A 20704-nucleotide genomic window follows, 5' to 3' on the forward strand; every position below is an offset into this window, starting at 1 on the left:
GGCCCGAGTCTCCCGAAACTTGAACTCCACGCCGGCCGCACGCCGCGCCATGTCGAAGCGCGAGCGCAGGCCGAACATGCCCCGCACCTTGTCGTCATCGTCCTGAATCAGTCAAGCGCCATGTAGGGCTGTGCTGGCAAAAAGGGGCAAGCCCCGGACGGCGCGCTGTCCAGGGCTTCTTGGGCGGGTGATCGATGTTCGTCTGGCGCAGGGGCTCAGGCCGCAGGCGCTTCAAACGCCGTCATGACCCGCTGGCGCACGTCGCGTGAGGCTGAGCGTTTCCAGTGCAGGCTCAGAATGAGCCGGCCGACGAGTTTGAGTGCCACGGCCAGGCTCGCCCATGCAAACAGCGTGAAAAGCAGCAGGCTGAACAGATTTGCTGGCAGCTTGTCCTTGCCAGGTTGGCTGCTTGAGGCCGACCACTGACTGAGGTCGGCAATCAGGGAGGCGCCGCCCGAAGCGGCCTGGCTCAGCACCAGCTGCGCGCCCTCGAGTAGCGAAATGGGGCCGTGCGCAGGCTCCAGCAAGACCGCCAGTGCGCCGCTGTTGCTCGGGTGCTTGTGGGCATAGACGATGAGCAGCGCCGCGATCACGGCGATGGCCAGCGTCAGCCAGTTGCTGAGCAGACGGTACCAAAGCGGACGGCGCAGCAGCCCTTGCGCCATCGCCCAGTTCAGCCAGTCCGGCACCAGGGCATGGGTCTCGCCACTGGCGAAGTTCTGAGTCAGCAGGGGCGTGCCTGGCTTGGAGCCAAGCTTGCCCCCGCGGGCGATCCGCACCCGTTGTCCGGCACGCAGTGCCAGGCCGGTGTCGGCCAGTCGGAAGGCGGTCTCCTTGCCATCGTCGGACCTGACCCAGAACTCCAGCTGCTCGCTGCTTGAAGTGCTGAGCTGGACATCGCTGATCAAACCTGAGCCCTGATTGATGTAGCCGCCACCGCCCGTGGCGCGGATCTGCGTCTCGCTCCACTTCTGCTGCGAGACGACCTCGCCCTCAATGAGCTCCATCCACATCTGGCCCGCCGGCATGTTGATGGTTCTTTGCATCTCCCCCCCCCGTCCCAATTGAAAGCGGCGTCCAGCCTAACAGCTGTTGTGCATGAGCTCCGGCCAGTCGAGCATGGCGCTTGCAAATCGTCACAGCTGTGCTCGTTGGGGCGTGGGGCATTGGCCGACCTTGATGCCTGGCAAGCGTCGTTTGCCACGGCTACGTCCGCATCGGCGCGGCCACCGAAGTCGCGGGCCGGCTGCGCCCCTTCAGCGAGCGAGCCGCGAGGACTGTTGGCCCTGCTTTCGGGGCAGGGTCGCTGGCCGGACAATAGCGCCGATGCCCACTGCGATTCCGCCCACTACCGATGCGCTCCTCCATCCATATCGTCGACGTTGACCGCCTTGAGACCTGGACACGCTATCGCGCCGGGCTCTGCGACAGTTGCGCGGCGAATTGCTGCACGATGCCGGTGGAGATACGACTCGCTGATCTGGTGCGCCTGGAACTGGTCGACGCTTTCGAGGCCGAGCACGAGGAAGTGCGGCTGATTGCGCGGCGCCTGGTCAAGGCCAAGCTGGTCGAGCGCTACAACCACAAGGATGGCATCTTCACGCTGGCCCGCCGCGCCAATGGCGACTGCCAGTTTCTCGACGCGAAGTCGCGCCGCTGCACCGTCTACGAGCGGCGGCCGAACACCTGCCGCAAGCATCCGCAGGTGGGGCCGCGGCCGGGCTTTTGCCCCTACGGCGAGCGGCGCAGCGAGCAGAAGCCTGGGCGCTGAATCGAGCAGGCCTTGGCGGGATCTGAGCGTTCCAATTGAATGCGCTTTGCACGCCGCGCAGCGTGGTGCCTGCAGCAAGGCTAGCGCGACGGCGCTATGCGCCCAAGCTCTCGACGCATGACGCTAGCATGTCGGCCTTTGCTGCCAGGGTGCCAGCGCGCCCAGGCTCTGGTATGGGGACAAGACGATGAGTCGAGAAGCGCAGAGCTCGCAAACGAATCACCTGCATCAGTGGATACAGGCCAATGAACTGGATCCGGCGCGGCGCGGCGCGCTGTGGCAGGCGCTGCTGACCGTGGCGCTGGCGATCGCTGCGCTGATTGGCGGCTCCATCGTGCAGGGCATGCTGAAGCTGCCCGTGGTGATGGGCTGGGGCCAGCAACTGGCAGCGCTGCTCGCGAGCGTGCTGATCGCCTGGGCGCTGGGTGAACCGCGCGCGCTGCTGGGCCTGCGCTGGCCGGCGCGGCAGGCCTGGTTGCATGCGGTGTGGGTCGGTCTGTCGATCACGGCCGTGGGCTGGGTCGCCGAGCGCTTCTTGCCGCCCGATCCGGCGCCGCTGACGATCGAGTATTTCCTATACGAAGCGACGATGCCTGGCCTGGGCGAGGAGTTCAGCATGCGTGGCGCCTGGCTGTGCCTGCTGGTTGTGGGCTTGAGTCGCTTCGAGCGCCTGCCGGGGCGCGCTGCGCTGGCGCTCGCCATATCGGCGCTGCCCTTTGCCGCCCTGCATGTGCTTGAGGTCTCGGGCCTGCAACTGGTGGTGATCTTTCTCTACACCTTCTATGCCGCCGTGGCGCTGGGTTGGCTGCGCCTGAGCAGCGCGTCGATCTGGCCGGCCGTGCTGGCTCACAACGTGGCCAATGTGGCCGGTGGCGTGATCAGTCTGCTGCTGCGCCACTGAGCGGCAACTACTCTGCCGCGGCCTCGCCCAGCAGTCGCAGCTGGGCAGGCGCCACGCCCAACACACGGCGCATCGCGCGGCGCAACCGTTCGCTATCGCCAAAGCCGCAGTCACGTGCCAGCTCTTGCAGTGAATGAACGCGCCCGGATGCCAGCGCGGCGCGCGCGGCCTCGACACGAAGGCGCTCAACCGCCTTGGCTGGCGTGGTGCCGGTTTCGGCGCTGAAGGCGCGGCTGAAATGGCGCGGGCTCATGCAGGCCCAGTCGGCCAGTTGTTCGACGCTGAGCGGCTCGCGCAGCGAGCGCCGCATGCGTTCCAGCAGCGCCGCGAAGCGCTCGCCCTGCAGTGCGGCCAGGGTCGAGAACTGCGATTGCCCACCCGGGCGCTGGTAGTAGACGACCAGCTCCTGCGCGACGCGACGCGCCAGCTCGGCGTCGCGGTCGCGGCTGAGCATGGCCAGGGCCAGGTCGATGCCGGCGCTGACGCCCGCGCTGCTCCAGATCTGGCCGTCCTGCACATGCAGGCTATTGGCCTCGAGCTGGACCTGCGGATGCTGACGTCGGAACTGCTCGACACGGCTCCAGTGGGTGCTGGCTCGCCGGCCATTGAGCAGCCCGGCCGCGGCCAGCAACAGGCTGCCCGAGCAGACGCTGGCAAGGCGCTTGTGCGCTGCGACAGCGCGCTGCAGCAGGCGCAGCAGCGCGGGGCGCTGGCAGGCCGCGTCGACCCCGCGGCCGCCAACGACCATCAAGGTGTCAAAGCTGTCCGTTCTCGGCAGCGCCTGCGCCTGCCAGGCGACGCCGGCCGAGCTGCGCACCAGGCCGGCCTGTTCGGCGACCACGCGCAGCTGGTAGGCGCCGGCCTCGTCAAACACGGACAGCGGCCCGGCGGCATCGAGCAGATGAAAGCCAGGGAAGATCAGCAGGGCAATACGGTGTTCGGCAGGCATGGCGAACATCATGGCAGAAATTGCTTGAATAGCGACATTGCTGCCATCGGCGCACGATGCGAAGCTACAGGCTTTCAAGCCGAGGTAGCCATGCCGATCGCCCAGCAGAGCAATAGCCGCAATGTCGCCATCCTGGTGTTCGACGAGGTCGAGGTGCTCGATTTCGCCGGCCCCTTCGAGGTCTTCTCGGTGGCCGGCAGCGAACTGCCCGCGGCGCCGTATGCGCCGTTCTTTCCCTATCTGATCGGTCTGAATACCCAGCCGGTGCAGGCGCGGGGCGGCTTTGTCGTGCAGCCACGCTATCGCTTCGACGACGCACCGGCGCCCGATGTGCTGCTGATACCGGGCGGTAACGGCACGCGCCGGCTGCTCAAGCACCCGGCGCTCTTGCAATGGCTGCGCGAACAGGCAGCGCGTGTCGAGGTGCTGGCCAGCGTCTGCACCGGCGCACTGGTGCTGGGCGCGTCAGGCCTGCTGGACGGGCGCCGCGTCTGCACCCATCACCAGGCCTACGAGCGTCTGCGCGAGCTGGCCCCAGGCGCTCTGCCCCAAGAGGGCCGCCGCTTTGTGCAGGACGGTGCGCTGTGGACCTCCGGCGGCATTTCGGCTGGCATCGATATGTCGCTGGCCCTGGTGCAGGCGCTGGTCGGTGACACAGCGCCGGTGCGCGCGGAGATGGAATGGATGTGGGTGGATCAAGGAGACGCCGCAGCCTGAAGAGCGCGGCTTTCGTTGCTGTGCTTCAGCGCGGTCTGCCTGGCAAGGTGTTGAGCCTGATGCGCCTTGCCGTCAATCCCCATTTCTTACATCGTGATCGACCGCAACTGCGCTTGCCCTGACCCTGGGCCGCTCCCATAATCGCCCGCAATTCAACGGGGGGAGGTGCTGCCCATGTTCAATATCGCCGGCAAGGCCTATGCGATGAATGTGATCACGCCGGTGCGACCGCGCCTGGCCTGGGTCAACAAGCTGATCTTCTGGTTCGCACTGAAATTTCCGTCCACGCTCAAGGGCCTGATCACGCTGTCGCTGATCCACTATGCGCGCTGGGTCATCATCGGCCGCGATCAGTTCCCGCATCTGTCGTCCGATCAGCCACGCGAGAAGCTGCGCTACAGCTACATGCTGTTCTTCAGCAACTTCAATGGCAGCTGGGATCAGTACGTCGATTCCTTCACCTTCTCCATCCCCAGCGGCCTGGACATGTTCTGGAAATGGAACATCCGCTACTCCAAATCGGTAGCGCTGACGCCCTTCCATCGCTACATCCAGTACAACCAGATCGAGACCCAGCATTACTACAACGCCTATCCGCTGGCCGCCTCGAATGATGTGAAGAGCGCCAAGACGGTCAAGGACGCATTGATCGCCTTTGACGAAAAAGCCGACAAGGGCAGCGACGAAGAGTTCCAGAAGCGCTACCACACGCTGCTGCGTGGCCTGCAGCACGACCTCGGCGATATGTACCCGACGCCCATCGTCAGCATGGCGGCCTACCAGGTCGACCGGCGCAGCCACCATCTTCATCCGCAATCCCAGGGCATCAGCGACGGAGGGCAGGAATAATGGGAAACATCAGCGGCAATGCCTATGCACTCACGGTGCTGTGCCCGATCAAGGCCGGGCTGGCGCCGGGCCGTGAGATCGCCCGCGCCGATGCGGTGCGCGAAACCATTCAGGACTGGAACCTGCTGCCAAACAGCCCGATGACGCTGGTGCCGCAGACCTATCTCTGCCGTTTCTTTGTGCTTGATGACGTCTACACCGAGTCGCTGCCCGGTGGCAGCGCGCTGGACACGCTGGCCGATTTCCTGCCGGTTACGCCCGATGCCATGCGGCGCCGCGCGATGCCGGCGCAGGACCGGCTGCAGTCACGCTACCTGGTGTTCTCCTGCAACTTCCACGGTGGGCCGTCGGCCAATCTGGACGGCTACCTGGCCGGCATGTGGAGCAATATCCGCGCCGAGATCGAGTCGGTCTGGCAGCACTGCTACGGTTTCGAGCAGGTGCATGACGCCGCGGGCTTCGTCGCCTACATGAAGAAGTGCCAGCTGGAGACCACGCTGTTCTTCGTCGGCTCCAACGACGAGCCCTTGCCCGAGCAGCTCAAGGCCCTGTATTTGAAGCAGGAGCTGGCCAAGTTCGCCGTCGAGAACCAGGGCCTGGATGCTGCCACGCTGCGCGCCAACTACCGCGCCTTCATCCGCCGCGTGCAGCCGCGCGAGCTCGCCGGCCCGACCTGGGCGCCGGGCAAGTACCGCGTCGAGTGAGCAGACCCAAGAGCATCCATCTACCGGGAGCGAAGACACCATGACCCAGCAACTGGATCTGCCGGATATCCAAGGCAATGTGATCCGCCCCTACGGCCGCTTCGGCTATCCGGTCGGGCGCTATGTGTTCTACAACATCAAGGACTCGACCCTGGGCCGGGCCTTCGTTGCCGCACTGACTGCCAGAGTGACCACCTCGGTCGACTGGGGGCCAGGGCCGGACCAACGCCCGCAGCCCGACTGGACGCTGAACCTGGCCTTCAGCTACCAGGGGCTGAAGAACCTGGACCTGCCGGTGGCCTCGCTGATCGGCTTTTCGCCCGAGTTCGTGCAGGGCATGAAGGACAGGCATGACATCCTCGGCGACAACGGCCCCAGCGCGCCCGAGCACTGGGACCCGATCTGGCGCGAGAACCGCGAAATCCGCGAGCGCGATGTGCACATCTTTGTGCAGATCAATGCCCGCACGCCGGCGCTGCGCGAGGCCGGCTACCAATGGCTGCAGGCGCGGGTGGCGCAGTACGCCGAGGGCGTGAGCCTGCTGTCAGGCCATCGCGCAGACGAAGGTGCGTTGATCGACTATCAAGACGTCGAGATCATCTTCGAGAACGGCAAGCCCACCTCCAAGGAGCATTTCGGCTATACCGATGGCATCGGCGACCCGGCCTTCGAAGGCATGCCCAATGCCCCCGACTACGTGCTGGGCCGCGGCAAGCAGATGGCCGATGGCAGCTGGGCGCCGCTGGCCACCGGCGAATTTCTGCTCGGCCATATCGACGAGGCGCAGGAATACCCGCCGGCGCCGGACCCGCAGCTGCTTTCGCGCAATGGCAGCTATATGGTCTATCGCAAGCTGCATGAAAACGTCGCCAGCTTCGAGGCCTATCTGGACCAGCATGCCGAGGCCTATGCGCGCAGCTGTGGCCAACATGGCGCCAGCGCCGCTGAACGGCGCGAGCTGCTGGCGGCCAAGTTCGTCGGCCGCTGGCGCGACAACGGCGCACCGCTGGTCAAGGCGCACGATTTCGCGGCCAAAAAGGTCTTCGATGCCCAGCTGGCCGCGGCCAACGATGCCGAGCAGGACAAGCTGCTCAGCAACTGGACCTATGACGAAGACATGAGCGGTGGCAAATGCCCGTTCTCGTCCCATATCCGCCGCATCAACCCACGCGCCTCTCTGCAGATGATCCGTGACCCCGGCGACAAACCCGGCTCGCTGAAGGTCAGCACCGATGCCTTCGACACGCCCGGTGCACTGAGCAACCGCCGCCGCGTGCTGCGCCGCGGCCTGCCCTATGGCCGCGTCAAGGACCGCAGCCGCAACGACGGCAACCACGGCATCGTCATCATGATGCTCAACGCTGACATCAACCGCCAGTTCGAATTCGTTCAGCAGCAGTGGATCAACTACGGCAACGACTTCAAGGCCGGCAACGACAAGGAAATCCTGCTCGGCAACCACAGCGTCGATGAACGCTACCCGAGCAAGGCGGTGCTGCAGGTTGAGCCCGACAGCGAACATGCGCCTTACTTCCTCAGCAAGATCCCCCGCCTGGTCGAAACCCGCGGCGGCGAGTACTTCTTCGTACCCAGCATGACGGCGCTGCGGATGATCGCGAAGGGGCTGATTGATCCGACGTGAGGCTGTCTGTCATTGGGCACTGCCGGGCCGCGCCGCCATGGCTGTGATCGCGCGTCAAGCATGAGTCTGTTCCTGTCTGCTTGCAAAGACGCCTTCCTGAATATGTGGGAAGGGCGGAGTGTGTTTGAGTTGCGCGCGGCCAGACGCGCTGCCATCGTCGCTGCAAGCCCTTGTCGGATTGCTGCCGCTGGGCTGCTCTGGCCCGCGACCGAAACGGTCGACGCCGCCCTCGTTGATCCAGCGACGCGATTTCCCCACACGGCGCAAGCCCATCACGGGATCGCGGACAGCCTGCGCTGCGCCGCTGATGTCGTCTGGCTTTCTGTGTCCGCGGGCGAAGCCCGACGTTACTTGGATGCCTGTGAGGGCGTCGACCTTGCGATCGAGCGCCTCAAGACTTGCTTTGCCAAGCTGGAGGCGATCTTCATCGAAGATGACTTCCTCAGTGACTGGGAAATTGCGCGGATCGCTGCAAGCGTGGCTCCCATTCGTCTGGAATGGCGACAGGGGCTTTGCGTCGATGGCCGGTATGGGCGTTAGTTTCGTAGGGCGGGTCATTAGACCCGCGCTGCGCCCTAGCAAATAGCTGGTCAGTGACGTGCTATTGAAAAAGGCGGGTTACGCCTTTGGCTAACCCGGCCTACGTGGCTCGATGACTCAGACCGTCTCGACCTGCCTGTCCAGCTTTTGCTGCGCCCAGTAGCCGAAGTTCACGCTGATGTTCTCGTCCAGATTGGCCAGGTCCGCGGCCTGCTGGCTGAACAGCTCCATCATCTGCCCGAGCAGATTGAACTGCTCTTCGGTCCATTTGGACATGGTGTTCGGCTCGCCGAGGTCGCGCTGGTGTTGCAGCAGGCTGGCCCAGCTTTGTGCCCATTGCTGCAGCAGCTGCTGGCTCTGCTGGCGGCTGGCTTGCTGCAGTGCGTTCAGCTCGTCCAGCGTCTGCAAGGGTTGGGTGTTCCAGCTCCAGACGGAGGCGGCGAGCACCGCGTTGTCGCGGCTGCGCTGGACCCAGGCCGCCCAGGGGCGCAGACCGCGCAGCGGCAGCTTGATGTGGACGCTGGCCCAGTCGGCCCAGTTCGGCAGCTCGGCAGTGTCGGCCTGCGCGATGCCAGTTGGCGACAGCAGCGCGGGCAGCTGCCTCCCGGCTGGCAGCGACACAAGGGCGTGGGAACTGGCCTCGTCATCAACCTCGGTGAGCGATTCGGATGAGTGCCAGTCGCCACTCTCGGGAGCGGTCTCGTCGATGTCTTCAAAGTCGGTTGAGTGGGTCGAATGGGCCGTGCTGCTGCGGCGTTTGGACGTGGACATGAGCTTCTCCAATCAAAAGGGGGGTGAGGAACCAGTCTGTCGATCAGCGTGCTGCCAGCGCTCAGGCGCTCAGGCGCCCAGGCAGCTGAGCATGTCGTGGATCGCCTTGATCTGCACGGCCTGCTGCGAGAAGTAGTCAGGGGCCCTGGCGTCGGCGGCGCTATAGCCCCACCAGTCCCAGCAACCATCGGGGTTCTGGGCCTTGTTGTTGTCGCGCCCCTCGGCCTGGGGATAGAGCACGATCAGATGGTTGCTGTCTGCCATCTGGTTGTAGCCGGTGCTGGTGACGTAGCGGGTGCCGTAGGGGGGCTGATTGGCCTTGTCGAGGCGGCCGTAGAGAAAGTCGGTATAGGCGTAGCCCTGCTTGCAGCCGTGCAGCGCGATATGCACGCGCGCTGGCGCGCCGTCGAGCACGGCCTGCGGGATGTAGATATAGCCCAAGCGGCTCATGCTGGCGCGGTCGCGGTCGCCAATGAAGGGGCTTTGATCGAAGCGCAGCAGCTGGCCGGTGAGCCGCTCGGCCGGAGCTTGGAGGTCGGGATAGAGATGGCGCAGGATGTCGTGCGATTGCATGAAGCCGCCGTTGTTCAGGTAGGGCGGGCAGTTCTGCGACAGCTCGGAATCCTCGGGGTTGCTGGTGATCAGCGAATGCCCGGCCGGCACATTGTCCACATAGGCCAGGCGCTCGCCGCTGATGCCCAGCGCCTCGTAGAAGGCGCGGGTCTGCGCCACCACCAGCGGATGCACGACCTGATCGCGGCTGCCGGTGAACAGGTAGACACGCTGGGACGCCAGATGGCTGAGCGGGTCGATCAGCCGGTCGGCCTCGGCCTCGCGGGCCAGCTGCAGGCAGCGCCGGGCGCTGGGTGCCGTGCTCTCGGTCAGCGGTGCCATGCCGATCTGCATGGCGGTGAGGATGCAGGCATCCTCGGCCAGCGGCGCCGCAGCCGGAAACAACTCGGCGCAGCGATACGGCCCGCCGGCGACGATGCCGGCGCCAACGAAGCTGGCCGAGTGCGCAAGGTGCAGCTGCACCGTCATGAAGGCGCCCGAGGACAGGCCGGAGACCGAGCTTTGCCCGCGCTCCACCTTGAGCTTGAGGGTGGACAGATCGAGCACCTCGGACGAAGAAAATGCTGTCATACACCGCTCCTTGCGCGATGGAATCGAAGCGAAGCGAATCGAAGCAAGGTCAGGCCTTGGAGACCCAGGGCAGCTGCTTCGTACTGGAGCGTATGGTGGACTGCGAGACTTGTCGTTTTGATGACGCCGCAATGACGCGGCTACGCAGTAGGGCGGGTCAATCGACCCGCGCGGCACCTTTGGCTCGGCTACTGTTCGTCACAAGGGCTTCCGACGCGTACCGGTAAATGACGTGCCGTTGGGGAAGGCGGGTTACGCCGTTGGCTAACCCGGCCTACGCCGTGACACGGTGCGTGACCGCGCCAGCGAACGCGCAGCTGCGCTCAGATCGTCCAGTCCACCGGCTCCCGCCGCGGCACGCCGTTCTGCGCATGCCTGAAGGTCGAGATCGCCGCATAGACGATCTTGCGGGCGCGGTTGATGCCGCCCAGCGGCCGGTGTTCAGGCAGGCTGTGCCAGGGCGTGAAGGACAGGTTCTCGCCGAACACGCGCTGGGCCGGGCTGTCGAACTGCTGGGCCGGGATGCGGATGGCGGCCACTTTGCGAAACGTCGATAGCGCCTCCGGCCACTCGATGCTGGGGTCTTCGATCGGCATGGCGGCGGCATCGGTCTGCAGCTGCACGGCGAAGTCGTAGACCACCTCCTTGCGGGCCAGCTGGCGGACCATGGCCTCGCGCAGATAGTCGTCGCCAGGTGAATCGGGAATCGTGTCGGTGGCGGGCGCGCGCGGGATGGCCGAGTACTTGACGGCCCGCGTGCCCAGCAGATACGGCGTGGTGCTCCAGTAGCGCAGCTGCAGCGGATTGGCATGTTTCTTCATCGAGCGCAGCAGATTGCCGGCCACATGCCAGTGGGTCAAAAAGAAGCAGAGCTTGGCCCACAGGCTGCCGGTCAAGGCCTTGATCAAATCGTCGAACTCCTCGACATCGCGGGTCACGAAAACCGGCGTGCTGATGACGATGAAATCCTGCGTGCGCTCCTGCCGCTCGGCCTCCAGCAGCTTGTCGCCGGGCACGCCCATCAGCTTGATGGCCATGCCGCGGATATCGGCGTTGATGTCGGGCTGAATCGTGCCATCCTGGTTGGAAAAACGTATCCAGGCCGGGTAGGTCTTGCCGGGCTCGGCGAACACGCCAATGCGCAGTTCTTCCGGCAGATCGGGTTCGACGATGAACTCGGCGCGCACCAGCCCGTGCATCTTGGGATGGGCATCGCGGCGCATCGGGCCGCCGGCGTTGTCGCGAACGATCTTGGCCTGCAGGCGCGCCGCCAGATCGTTGATGCACTGGGCTTCATTGGCGGGTGGAGATTCCAGCGCGGAGAGTTTGCTATCGCTCATGCATTCATCCTCGATCTGTGCTGCCCGTTCAAGTGGGCGGAGTATGTCACTCGCTGCCTGCGGCTGCCAGCGCCACCTCGATGATCGGCAATCTTGCGGATGTGCTGCGTGCCCGGCTGTGTCAGAGTCCAGCGTCGGGAGGCTTTGTTTATGACGAATTGCTCTGTGCGGCTGTCTACAACCCTGCGGTCTTTGCTGGCGCGCTTCATCGCTGCCGCGCTGTTGCCGGCGAGCCTGCTCTGCCATGCAGCGGGTGCCGAGCCCTCGGCCACTGCCGCGTCGAACCCTCAGGCTTCCGCCAGCGCGGCCCAGGGTGACAGCAAGCAGGGCAACAACGAGAAGGGCAATAAGGATTCGAATCCGGAGGGCAAGAACAGCGGGCCCAATCCAGCGCCCAACCAAGGGCCCAGAAAACCTGAAGCGCCGGCAAGTCCGGCGAGCGCAGCGACGCTGCAACTGCATGCTGCGCCGGCGCAGCTGCGCAGCTGGCCTCTAGCGGTGTTTGTGGCTACTGACCTGACGGCAGCGGAGCAGCCTGTACTGAAGCTCCATTTTGGTCATTCGGTACGCACCGCAGAAGACAGCTATTGCGTGTTGGAAAACCCCCAGGTGCAGCGACATGCCAAATGGATGGATGGGCCTGCAACGATGCGCGGAGTGGAAACTCAGAATGCTGGTCCACATGTTTCAACAACGACGGAGCTGAACGGAACCCTGCTGCTCTTCAATGCGGAACAGAACACTGACAAGTGCCATATTCCTCTGAGCAATTCGGTGACGCGAGTGCGGCCTCAGCTGCTCTGGCAGCAGCCGGGCTGCACGGATTGCAGCGTGATCGCCGAGCAGCCCCTGCTGCTGGGGACGCCTTTGATAGCTGCCGGCTGGAGTGCATTGCTGTTGATTGGCTTTACCGGCCTGCTCAAGCTGCTGTGTGGGCGCCAGCACCGCTTGATCGAACTCTTGCTAAAGGATGGCAGGCTCTCGCTGGCCAAATGGCAGATGGCCTTGTGGACCTATGCGATCGGTTTCGTGCTGCTCTACATCTTCTTGCTCCGGCTCGATTTCAGCAGTCCACCGGAAACGCTCTACCTCTTGATGTTCTCGGCAACGGCAACCGCCTGGATCAGCCGCCTTGCCGGCCCGCCGCTGCCACCGGCAGGGGCTTTGGCAATGCCCCTGCCGGAGACCCGTGGCGCCGAGCTGCCTGTTTGGCGCTGGAGCGATCTGCTGTCGGCGCCGGACGGCGATCCCGAGGGCGCCCGACTGGCATTGAGCCGAGCGCAGATGTTTTTCTGGACTGTGGTCTTGGCCTTGGCATTTGTCGTCAAGAGCATGTTGCTGTCTGCCGTTTGGAGCATTCCTATAGAGGTCCTGGCGCTGATGGGGGTCAGCCAACTTGGCTACCTCGGCGGCAAGTATGGGGGAGGCCTCGCGCGCTGACCTGCGGTGTGCTGGCAAATGGGGATGGCCAGCGCCGGTGCCCACGCTAGAGTCAGGGCCTCCTATGCATGCAAGGAGTCCCAGCCATGCCCAGCTATCAATCCCCCGGCCTGACCCTGAGCCTGAACTGCACGGCGCCGCGCGACACCATCGTCGAGCTGCAGCGTGATCTGCGCGCCTTGGGCTATCTGCGCGGGGGCATCGATGGCAGCTTCGGGCCGGGCACACAGGCGGCGGTGGCGGCCCTGCAGTACGATCTGCTACACAACGATGGCAGTTCCAAGGGCGGCGACGGCGCGGCGCCGGTGGCCATCAAGAGTTTCAACGGCGCGGGCGGCGTGGCGCCGGTGGCGGCCGTCACCGGCGTGTTCGATCAGTCGCTGGCGGCCTGCCTGGTGGCGCTGCGCGGCGATACGCGCATCCCCACGCTGCCGGAGGCGCAGGACCCGGCGGCCGAGAACGCCCGCGCGATGGCCGCGGTGGCCAACAGCCGCAGCACGGTGGCACCGACGCCCTTCATCCTGGCCATCGTCAAGCAGGAAAGCAGCGGCCAGCATTTCCAGCTGCCCACCCACAGCAGCAGCGACAGCTTCATCACCGTCGGCCTGGACCGCAACAATGCCGCCAGCCCGCAGCAGATCACCTCGCGCGGCTTTGGCCTGGGCCAGTACACGCTGTTCCATCACCCGCCACGCGCCGAGGAGGTGGCCGACTTCATGCTCGATCCGGTGCGCAATGTCGAACGGGCGCAGCAGGAGCTGCGCGACAAGTTCGATCACTTCGTTGCCGGGCCGAGCGACACGGCCGACGACCGTCTGGCCGAGCACCCGCTGATCAGCCTGCGCCTGTGCCGCTATCAGCCGAGCGACAGCCGCTATATGCGCGACTGCGCCAACTGCGCGCGCGCGGTGCGCACGCTCACCCTTGGCGTTGGCACGCCGTTTTTTGCCGGCGCCAGCGGCAGCTATCAAACCACGCAGTACTACAGCACGCTGCCCTACCTGAACGTGCCGGACCGGGCCGAGTTCCTCTGCGACTGGCCCTATGCGGTGCGGCGCTACAACGGCTCGGGCGTCAATTCCTTCCACTACCAGACCCGCGTGCTGCTGAACCTCGCAGCGCAGGCGTGAACAAGAAACTTTGGAGCTTCCCATGTCCTTCGGCGTCATCATCGATGTGGCCATCGGCCTGATCTTTGTCTACCTCTTGCTGGGCCTGGTCGGCTCGGCTGCGCAGGAGGCCTGTGCCAGCCTGTTGAACTGGCGCGGCAAGCATCTGCAGCAGGGCCTGCGCGCACTCTTGGCCCACGAGGGCTTTGGCGGCAAGGCCGGCAACTGGCTGTTCGAGGCGGTCAGCGGCCATGGCATGCTGTCCACGGCCGGCGGCACGCGGGCGCCGTCCTATGTGGCGGCCGGCAACTTCGGCATGGCGCTGATCGAGTCGCTGATGGATGGCTCGCAGGCGCCGGTGTTCACGCAGGTGGAACGCAGCGTCGCGCAGCTGCCCGCCGGGCGACTGAAGCAGGCGCTGACGGCGCTGCTGAACCAGGCGGGCGGGGATCTGGACAAGTTCCGCGGTGGCGTCGAGCGCTGGTTTGACGACGGCATGGACCGCGTCAGCGGCGCCTACAAGCGCTTCTCGCAGAACTTCATGCTGATCTTCGGTTTCGTGATCGCCTTTGGCGGCAATTTCGACACCATCGAGATGACCAAGAAGCTCTGGGCCGACCCGGTCGCCCGCGCGCAGGTGATGGAACAGGCCAAGACCTTTGCCAAGGAGCATCCGGATGGCGTGGCGCCGGCTCCTGCTGCGGCGGCGTCGAGCGTGGCGGCAGCGCAAGTCGCGAGTGGTGCGAGCGCTGCAGCGGCCAAGCCAGCCGCCGCCGAGCCCAAGTCGCTGCGCGACACCGTGGCGCCGGTGCAGGCGGCCTTTGATCCGGTCAAGCAGCTGCCGCTGCCTTTCGGCTGGCCCAATGGTTTTGACTGCGCGGCCTTCTGGTCGCTGAGCAAGCTGCTGGGCTGCGCGATCACCGCGCTGGCCGTCGCGCTGGGTGCGCCGTTCTGGTTCGACACGCTGCAGAAGTTCCTCAATCTGCGGGCGGCCGGGCCGAAGCCGGCGAAGTCGGACAGCGTGGCTTGAGCCTGGCGCAGGCGGGCCTCAGTGCTTGTGCGCCTCGGGCTGCAGCTTGCGCAGGGTGTCGGCCAGCTTGAGCGACTGGCGCAGCTCGGCCAGCGTGCCCGAGCGGCCATGCACGCCGACGATCAGCTGCACCGGCAGGGCCTCGCGCTGGATCAGCTGATCCAAGTCCTTGCTCATCGCGAAAGCGGCCGGCACCGGGCCGACATCGGGGATGTAGAACAGATCGCCCTGGAACAGCGCGCCGCAGGCACTGTCAAAGGCGACCAGTGATTCGTTGGCATGGCTGTTGGCCAGTGGCATCAGCCGGATGCGGCGGTCGCCAAGGTCCAGCTCATTGACCTCGCGCAGCTCGCTGACCCGCGCCGCCAGCGCCTCGCCGTGCTGGCGGCGTACAGCCTGCGTGGCCTCGGGGCCGGCCAGGATCTGCAACTGCTCGCTGGCGAAGGCCGGCAGCCCGGCAATGTGGTCACGGTGCGTGTGCGAGATGAGCACATGACTGACCGGCCGCCCCGGCGCCAGCTGCGCGATCTGCGCGCGCACCTGATTCGCCTCGGCAACGCTGACCGGCGCGTCATAAACGACGATGCCGCGCTCGCCGATCGAGAAGGCGCTGTGGTAAGACGAAGCCGCGCCATCTACGCGGTAGCAGCCCGGCCCGATGGGCGTGGCACGCAGACCGCTCGCAGCCGTGGCTTCCACATAGCCGGCCGGCAGATCGAACACCCCGGGCAGCGGACCGGCCATGGTTTGCGCCTGCAGCTGCCAGCGCACCAGCGTCTTCTCGGCGCGTGACTCGCTGATGCGGCGCGGCTGGCGCAGGCCATCGGCGAGCGGCTGGAAGTCGGCATAGTCATAGCGTCGGCTGGCGCTGATGGCGGCACGCGGCTCGCCCGTGCCGGCGTCCAGCAGCAGCTGGGCCGGGCGGCCGGCCAGATCCTTGAAGTCCAGCTGGCTCGCGCCCGCTGCGGGCCGAAGGCCCTGGCTGGCGGCCAGCTCCAGCAGCAGCGCCGGTGCGAGGAACTGCAGCTCGGCCAGATCGGCGCGTGCGGCCTCGGCGTTCTTGCGCAAGATCTCCGTGCCGTTGCGCCACTTCAGCAGGTCCACGGTCGCGCTGCCGTCGGGGCCGCCGGTCTGCAGAAAGCTGAACTGGATCGGGCCGGGGTACTGGCTGCCCGTCACCAGCCGGAAGCGGCCATCGCGATCCAGCAGCAGCGTCTGGCTGACGGGCACCGGCACCTCGGCCTGTGATGGCCGCGGCGCCTGCTCGCCGACCAGGCGCTCGCCGCTCATCGCCAGGCTCAGCAACTGCCAGCGGGCGGATGGGCTGGCCGCTTGCTGAACCGGCGTAGTGCCACTTGGCGCAGGCTCGGCTGCTGCGGCAGGCAGGCCGGCGAGGGCCAGGCAGACGGACAGTAGCTGGGGCAGCAGGCCGCCAGTCAGGCGGGGCGGGGCAGGCAGGCGTGAGAGGTGCTTCATGGTGGCGCCGATTATCTGCACCCGCTTCGCCTTGGCTCCGTGCTTGAAGTCAGCCCCCGCACTTACTTATGTGTTCCTGATGCAGCCGGGAGGACAAACGCGTCTGACGAGGCGGGAGCTGTGCCCACCTCGGGCGATGCAGCGGCGCCGGGCGGTGCCGCGCAGAACAACAGGAGGACAACAATGAGTTTCGATTTCCTGGGCAGCAACGCTGTGCTGCTCTATGCACTGCTGGGCCTGGCCCTGCTGGCGCTGCTGGTGCTGGCCAGCGGCATGGTGCGCTACATCCCGAATGACCGCATCGGCGTGATCGAAAAGCTGTGGAGCGCGCATGGCTCGGTGCAGGCGGGCTTGCTGGCCATGCAGGGCGAGGCCGGCCTGCAGCCCGAGCTGCGCCGCGGCGGCTTTCATTTCTTCACCCCTTTCCAGTACCGCGTGCACATCCATCCGATGGTGTCCATCACCCAGGGCAAGATCGGCTATGTGTTTGCCCGCGACGGCATCGACCTGCCGGCTGGCCAGACCCTGGCCAGCAACGCCCAGACCGATAACTTTCTCGATGTGCGCGCCTTCCTGCAGGGCGGCGGCCAGAAGGGCCCGCAACGCAAGGTGCTGCGCGAAGGCACCCACATCATCAACCCGGCGCTGTTCGTGGTGATGAGCGAGGAAACCACCTACGCGCTGAATATGGACGCGCAGGAGCGGGCCTATTACGACCGCATGCGCGAGCTGCTCGACGAACGCCAGGCCTTCACCCCGGTGGTGATCAAGGAGAAGAGCGGCACGCATGAGTCGGACCAGCTGGCCATCGTCACCGTGCAGGACGGCCCGGCGCTGTCGCGCGACGAGCTGCTGGCGCCCGATGTGGGCGATGCGCACAACAGCTTCCAGGAGCCGGAGCGCTTTCTCGCTGCCGGTGGCCGCCGCGGCCGCCAGGAGCGGGTGCTGGTCGAAGGCACGTACTACATCAACCGGCTCTTCGCAACGGTGGAGTTCATCAGCAAGACCATCATCCCGGTCGGCTTTGTCGGCGTGGTCGTGTCCTACACCGGCAGCCGCGGCGAGGATGTGTCGGGCAGCGAGTACAGCCATGGCGAGCTGGTCAACGCCGGCTGCCGCGGTGTCTGGCGCGAGCCGCTGATGCCCGGCAAGTACGCCTTCAACACCTATGCCGGCAAGATCGAGCTGGTGCCGACGACCAATTTCGTGCTGATGTGGAAAAGCGGCGAGAGCGGCTCCAGTTTCGACTCGAACCTGCGCGAGATCACGCTGATCACCAAGGATGCCTTCGAGCCGCAGCTGCCGTTGTCGGTCGTCGTGCACATCGACTACCGCAAGGCGCCGATGGTGGTGCAGCGCTTTGGCAATGTGAAGCAGCTGGTCGAGCAGACATTGGACCCGATGGTGTCCAGCTACTTCAAGAATGTGTCGCAGACGCACACCTTCATCGAGCTGATCCAGTCGCGTTCGGAGCTGCAGACCAATGCCTCGCGCGATATGCGCGAACGCTTCCTGGCCTATTCGCTGGAGTTCCAGGAGGTGCTGATCGGCACGCCGCGCCCGCAAGCCGGCGACCACAAGATCGAGGCCATCATGGCCCAGCTGCGCGACCGCCAGATCGCCCGCGAGCAGGTCGAGACCTTTGCGCAAAAGGAGATCGCCGCCAACAAGCAGCGCGAGTTGAATGAGGCCGAGAAGCGGGCCGAGAAGCAGGCCGAGCTGACGGCGTCGCTGGTCGACATCTCGATCAAGGAGAACCAGGGCGCCGCCGCCGTCAAGGCCGCGGAAAAGAAGCGTCAGGAGATCGAGGCCTTGGCCCAGGCCGACCGCTTCCGCCAGGAGGCCGAGGGTCAGGGCCGTGCGGCTGCCATCCGCTCGGTCGGCGAGGCCGAAGGCGCGGCCATCCAGGCCAAGTCAGACGCCTTGCAGGGCGAGGGCGCCGACAAGCAGCTGATGCAGACGGTGATGCTGCGCCTGGCCGAGGCCTTCGAGGCGGCCAAGGTGCCGCTGGTGCCGCAGATCCAGCTCGGTGCTCAGTCCGATGGCGGCAATGCCTTCGGCACCTTGCTGGGCCTGATGAGCGCGCTCAAGGCGCAGGAACTGCGCCGCGATTGAGTGCGCGACCGGCGCCTGCTCAGCGCTTGACGATGTCACGGTGCATCGGTGCCAGCAGCGCCAGCAGGCGGTTCTGGGTGGCAAAGGGGATCTGCGCGGCGTCCATCGCCGCCTGCAGGTCCTCGACCACGGCGTTGAAGTCGCCCGCCTTGATTGCCATATCGGCGTGCACCGCCTTCATCGCGCCGCCCTCGTAGGTGCAGGGGCCGCCGCTGGCCGCGCAGAGTTGGTCGCTCAGTTGCTCGACCAGGTTCTTGGCGTTGGCGTCCTTGAAAAAATGCTTGATGCGCGGATCGGCGAACAGCCGCGGCACCACGTCGGCGCTAAGCCGCGCAATGCCCTCGCGGCCGCCCAAGGCCTGGAACAACTCATCCGGCCGGGGCTGGGCGCCGGCGTTCATGCCGATCAGCAGGGCGCTGATGGCGCTGATGGCAGTGGCGTGGGCGTGTCCTTGCAGCGTCAATGGGAGCTCCGTCAATCATCTGGCGCAGCCCCGGATGCTGAATCACCAGCTGCCGACATTGGGCATCGAGGCCCAGGGTTCGGCCGGGGGCAGGGCGGGGCCGTCCTGCAGCAGTTCCACCGAGATGTTATCGGGCGAGCGCACAAATGCCATGCGGCCATCGCGCGGCGGGCGTGAAATCGTCACGCCGTGGTCGGCCAGGCGCTGGCAGGCCGCATAGATATCGGGCACGGCATAGGCCAGATGGCCGAAGTTGCGCCCGCCGGTATAGGTCTCGGCCTTGCCATCGGCATCGGGCCAGTTGTAGGTCAGCTCCAGCTGGGGCTGGAAGCGGCCGGCTTCATCGCCAGGGGCGGCCAGGTAGACCAGGGTGAAGCGGCCGGCCTCATGCTCGGTACGGCGCACCTCGACCAGGCCGAGGGCATCGCGATAGAAGGTCAGGCTCTGGTCCAGATCGGTGACGCGCACCATCGTGTGCAGGTATTTCATCATTGCGTTTCAAGACTCCGTGCGGGGTGCCGCCATTGTGGCCGCAGCAGCCAGGGCTTGCCGGTCCGGGGTCTTGCGGCGATCTGGCACGCCCATCAACAGTCGCAGCACCGGCACCTGGCGTACCGCCAGATAGCCCAGCGCGCTGAGCGCCAGCGTCAACACGATCAGCAGCGGGCCCTCCAGCGCGGCCGGCCAGTGCAGCGGCAGCAGCAGGCGGGTCAGCAGCACGATCAGGGTCTGGTGCAGGATGTAGACGCAGAACACGCCGTCGCTGAGCGGCTGGCGCCAAGCGCTGTCTGCATCCAGATGCTGGCGGGCAAAGCCGCAGGCGGCCATCAGGCAGCACCATTGCATGGTGCCGTAGACGACTCGCATGAAGAGGCGCAGCGCCATCGGCGGCTCGACATCCGCATAGACCTTGAAGTAGGCCTGCACCGCCAGCCAGGCGATCAGCGCCAGGGCGAGCGCCGGCCAGCGGGCTCGTTGCGCCTGCGCCCACAAGCTGCTGCGGGCAGCCAGCAGGCCGATCAGGAACAGGCTGAGGTACTGCGCGTGGTTGTACCAGTCCCAGCTCAGGTTGTGAGTGCTTTCAAACAGTGGGGCGAGGTTGCGTGCGGCGATCAGCGGCAACGCGCCGACGATCAGCAGCTGCCAGCGGCTGGCACCCTCAATCCACTCGCTGAACCGCTCGCTGAGCCGGGGCCAGGCCTTCAGCAGCGCCCAGCCGATCAGGCTGTAGACCCACAGATAGGGCAGGAACCAGAGGTGGTTCCAGGTCGGCAGGCTCAGGCAGTGCCCGTCCTTGCAGAAGCCGTGATAGGCGCGCAGATACAGGCCCATGAAGTCCAGGTAGCTGCCTTCGTAGGCCACCTTGGTGACGACCTCGTAGTAGGCCTGTGGCGGCACGATCACCAGCATGCCGAACAACAGGGGCCAGAGCAGGCGCTTGCTGCGTGAGCGCACAAAGCCGGGGCCGCGCTGCATCAGGCCGGCGCTGGCGGCGCCAGCAATCAGGAACAAGAGGCCCATGCGCCATGGTGAGCTGAGCGCCATCAGCGGCTCCAGCGCCGGGATGATCTCGCTGCTCTTCACATGCCAGTCCCAGGGCACGTAGTACATGCCGACGTGGTAGGGCACGAGCAGCGCGAAGGCCAGGATGCGCAGCCAGTCCAGGAAGTACTGGCGGCCTTGAGTGGTGCTTGTGTTCATGGGGCGGATGATCGCCTCGCCCGGAGTCGGCGCCCAGCGGCCG

20 protein-coding genes are annotated in these 20704 nt (G+C 65.9%); 11 read left to right on the forward strand and 9 right to left on the reverse strand.

The genetic code is table 11. The features are described from left to right. Window positions 1–215: 215 nt before the first annotated feature. Window positions 216–1046 carry a hypothetical protein gene (locus tag RQP53_RS09825; RefSeq protein WP_315650124.1) on the reverse strand — a complete coding sequence of 277 codons (831 nt, stop codon included), beginning with the start codon at window positions 1044–1046 and terminating at the stop codon, window positions 216–218. Window positions 1047–1354: 308 nt separating this feature from the next. Between RQP53_RS09825 and RQP53_RS09830 the strand changes: the two genes are divergently transcribed. Both RQP53_RS09830 and RQP53_RS09835 read left to right on the forward strand, forming a co-directional pair. Next, entirely contained in the window at window positions 1355–1771 is a 417-nt protein-coding gene (locus RQP53_RS09830) for a YkgJ family cysteine cluster protein (RefSeq protein ID WP_315650125.1), read from the forward strand. 187 nt (window positions 1772–1958) lie between these two features. Continuing rightward, window positions 1959–2672: a CPBP family glutamic-type intramembrane protease gene (locus RQP53_RS09835; protein WP_315650126.1), complete on the forward strand. Its 714-nt coding sequence runs from the start codon at window positions 1959–1961 to the stop codon at window positions 2670–2672. 7 nt (window positions 2673–2679) lie between these two features. Here RQP53_RS09835 and RQP53_RS09840 read toward each other — a convergent pair whose 3' ends face one another. Beyond that, complete coding sequence (locus RQP53_RS09840) at window positions 2680–3621, reverse strand: GlxA family transcriptional regulator (RefSeq protein WP_315650127.1); 942 nt, start codon at window positions 3619–3621, stop codon at window positions 2680–2682. Between the two features lie 90 nt (window positions 3622–3711). On the opposite strand from RQP53_RS09840, the gene RQP53_RS09845 reads away from it, so the two are divergent. The 5 genes from RQP53_RS09845 to RQP53_RS09865 all read left to right on the forward strand — a co-directional run bounded on the left by RQP53_RS09845 (window position 3712) and on the right by RQP53_RS09865 (window position 8073). Beyond that, window positions 3712–4338, forward strand: coding sequence for a DJ-1/PfpI family protein (locus RQP53_RS09845; protein WP_315650128.1), 627 nt, complete (start codon window positions 3712–3714; stop codon window positions 4336–4338). A gap of 174 nt (window positions 4339–4512) precedes the next feature. Then, complete coding sequence (locus RQP53_RS09850) at window positions 4513–5187, forward strand: hypothetical protein (protein ID WP_315650129.1); 675 nt, start codon at window positions 4513–4515, stop codon at window positions 5185–5187. Then, a complete protein-coding gene (locus tag RQP53_RS09855) occupies window positions 5187–5891 on the forward strand; it encodes a hypothetical protein (RefSeq protein ID WP_315650130.1) in 705 nt (234 codons plus the stop codon). The genes RQP53_RS09850 and RQP53_RS09855 overlap by 1 nt, the downstream gene beginning before the upstream one ends. Before the next feature lie 40 nt (window positions 5892–5931). Further along, window positions 5932–7533 carry a Dyp-type peroxidase gene (locus tag RQP53_RS09860; protein ID WP_315650131.1) on the forward strand — a complete coding sequence of 534 codons (1602 nt, stop codon included), beginning with the start codon at window positions 5932–5934 and terminating at the stop codon, window positions 7531–7533. A 60-nt stretch (window positions 7534–7593) separates the two neighbouring features. After that, entirely contained in the window at window positions 7594–8073 is a 480-nt protein-coding gene (locus RQP53_RS09865; RefSeq protein WP_315650132.1) for a hypothetical protein, read from the forward strand. Between the two features lie 117 nt (window positions 8074–8190). Here the strand turns inward: RQP53_RS09865 and RQP53_RS09870 are convergent, their stop codons facing one another. From RQP53_RS09870 to RQP53_RS09880, 3 genes are all read right to left on the reverse strand, one after another. Further along, window positions 8191–8844: a hypothetical protein gene (locus RQP53_RS09870; RefSeq protein ID WP_315650133.1), complete on the reverse strand. Its 654-nt coding sequence runs from the start codon at window positions 8842–8844 to the stop codon at window positions 8191–8193. 69 nt (window positions 8845–8913) lie between these two features. Continuing rightward, window positions 8914–9987, reverse strand: a complete 1074-nt coding sequence (locus tag RQP53_RS09875; protein WP_315650134.1) for an extracellular catalytic domain type 2 short-chain-length polyhydroxyalkanoate depolymerase — start codon at window positions 9985–9987, stop codon at window positions 8914–8916. A gap of 323 nt (window positions 9988–10310) precedes the next feature. Continuing rightward, complete coding sequence (locus tag RQP53_RS09880; protein WP_315650135.1) at window positions 10311–11327, reverse strand: catalase family protein; 1017 nt, start codon at window positions 11325–11327, stop codon at window positions 10311–10313. A 150-nt stretch (window positions 11328–11477) separates the two neighbouring features. Here RQP53_RS09880 and RQP53_RS09885 point away from each other — a divergent pair, with 150 nt between their 5' ends. From RQP53_RS09885 to RQP53_RS09895, 3 genes are all read left to right on the forward strand, one after another. Next, window positions 11478–12767, forward strand: coding sequence for a hypothetical protein (locus RQP53_RS09885; protein WP_315650136.1), 1290 nt, complete (start codon window positions 11478–11480; stop codon window positions 12765–12767). 86 nt (window positions 12768–12853) lie between these two features. Next, on the forward strand, window positions 12854–13897 hold the full coding sequence (locus tag RQP53_RS09890) for a peptidoglycan-binding domain-containing protein (RefSeq protein ID WP_315650137.1): 1044 nt from the start codon (window positions 12854–12856) through the stop codon (window positions 13895–13897). Between the two features lie 22 nt (window positions 13898–13919). Then, window positions 13920–14906 (forward strand): hypothetical protein, encoded by a 987-nt coding sequence (locus RQP53_RS09895; protein WP_315650138.1) that lies wholly within the window; start codon window positions 13920–13922, stop codon window positions 14904–14906. 18 nt (window positions 14907–14924) lie between these two features. Here the strand turns inward: RQP53_RS09895 and RQP53_RS09900 are convergent, their stop codons facing one another. Continuing rightward, the gene (locus RQP53_RS09900; RefSeq protein ID WP_315650139.1) at window positions 14925–16382 is read right to left on the reverse strand and encodes an MBL fold metallo-hydrolase; all 1458 of its coding nucleotides are present in this window, start codon (window positions 16380–16382) and stop codon (window positions 14925–14927) included. A 183-nt stretch (window positions 16383–16565) separates the two neighbouring features. Between RQP53_RS09900 and RQP53_RS09905 the strand changes: the two genes are divergently transcribed. Next, on the forward strand, window positions 16566–18497 hold the full coding sequence (locus RQP53_RS09905) for an SPFH domain-containing protein (protein ID WP_315650140.1): 1932 nt from the start codon (window positions 16566–16568) through the stop codon (window positions 18495–18497). 19 nt (window positions 18498–18516) lie between these two features. Here RQP53_RS09905 and RQP53_RS09910 read toward each other — a convergent pair whose 3' ends face one another. From RQP53_RS09910 to RQP53_RS09920, 3 genes are read right to left on the reverse strand one after another with little or no spacing between them, the layout of a single operon-like run. After that, window positions 18517–18960 (reverse strand): group I truncated hemoglobin, encoded by a 444-nt coding sequence (locus RQP53_RS09910; protein ID WP_315650141.1) that lies wholly within the window; start codon window positions 18958–18960, stop codon window positions 18517–18519. A 42-nt stretch (window positions 18961–19002) separates the two neighbouring features. Then, entirely contained in the window at window positions 19003–19449 is a 447-nt protein-coding gene (locus RQP53_RS09915) for a VOC family protein (RefSeq protein ID WP_315650142.1), read from the reverse strand. Between the two features lie 9 nt (window positions 19450–19458). Next, window positions 19459–20661, reverse strand: a complete 1203-nt coding sequence (locus RQP53_RS09920) for an acyltransferase family protein (protein WP_315650143.1) — start codon at window positions 20659–20661, stop codon at window positions 19459–19461. Window positions 20662–20704: the final 43 nt, after the last annotated feature.

It is taken from the genome of Roseateles aquae (assembly GCF_032337115.1).
Classification (GTDB): domain Bacteria; phylum Pseudomonadota; class Gammaproteobacteria; order Burkholderiales; family Burkholderiaceae_C; genus Roseateles_C; species Roseateles_C aquae.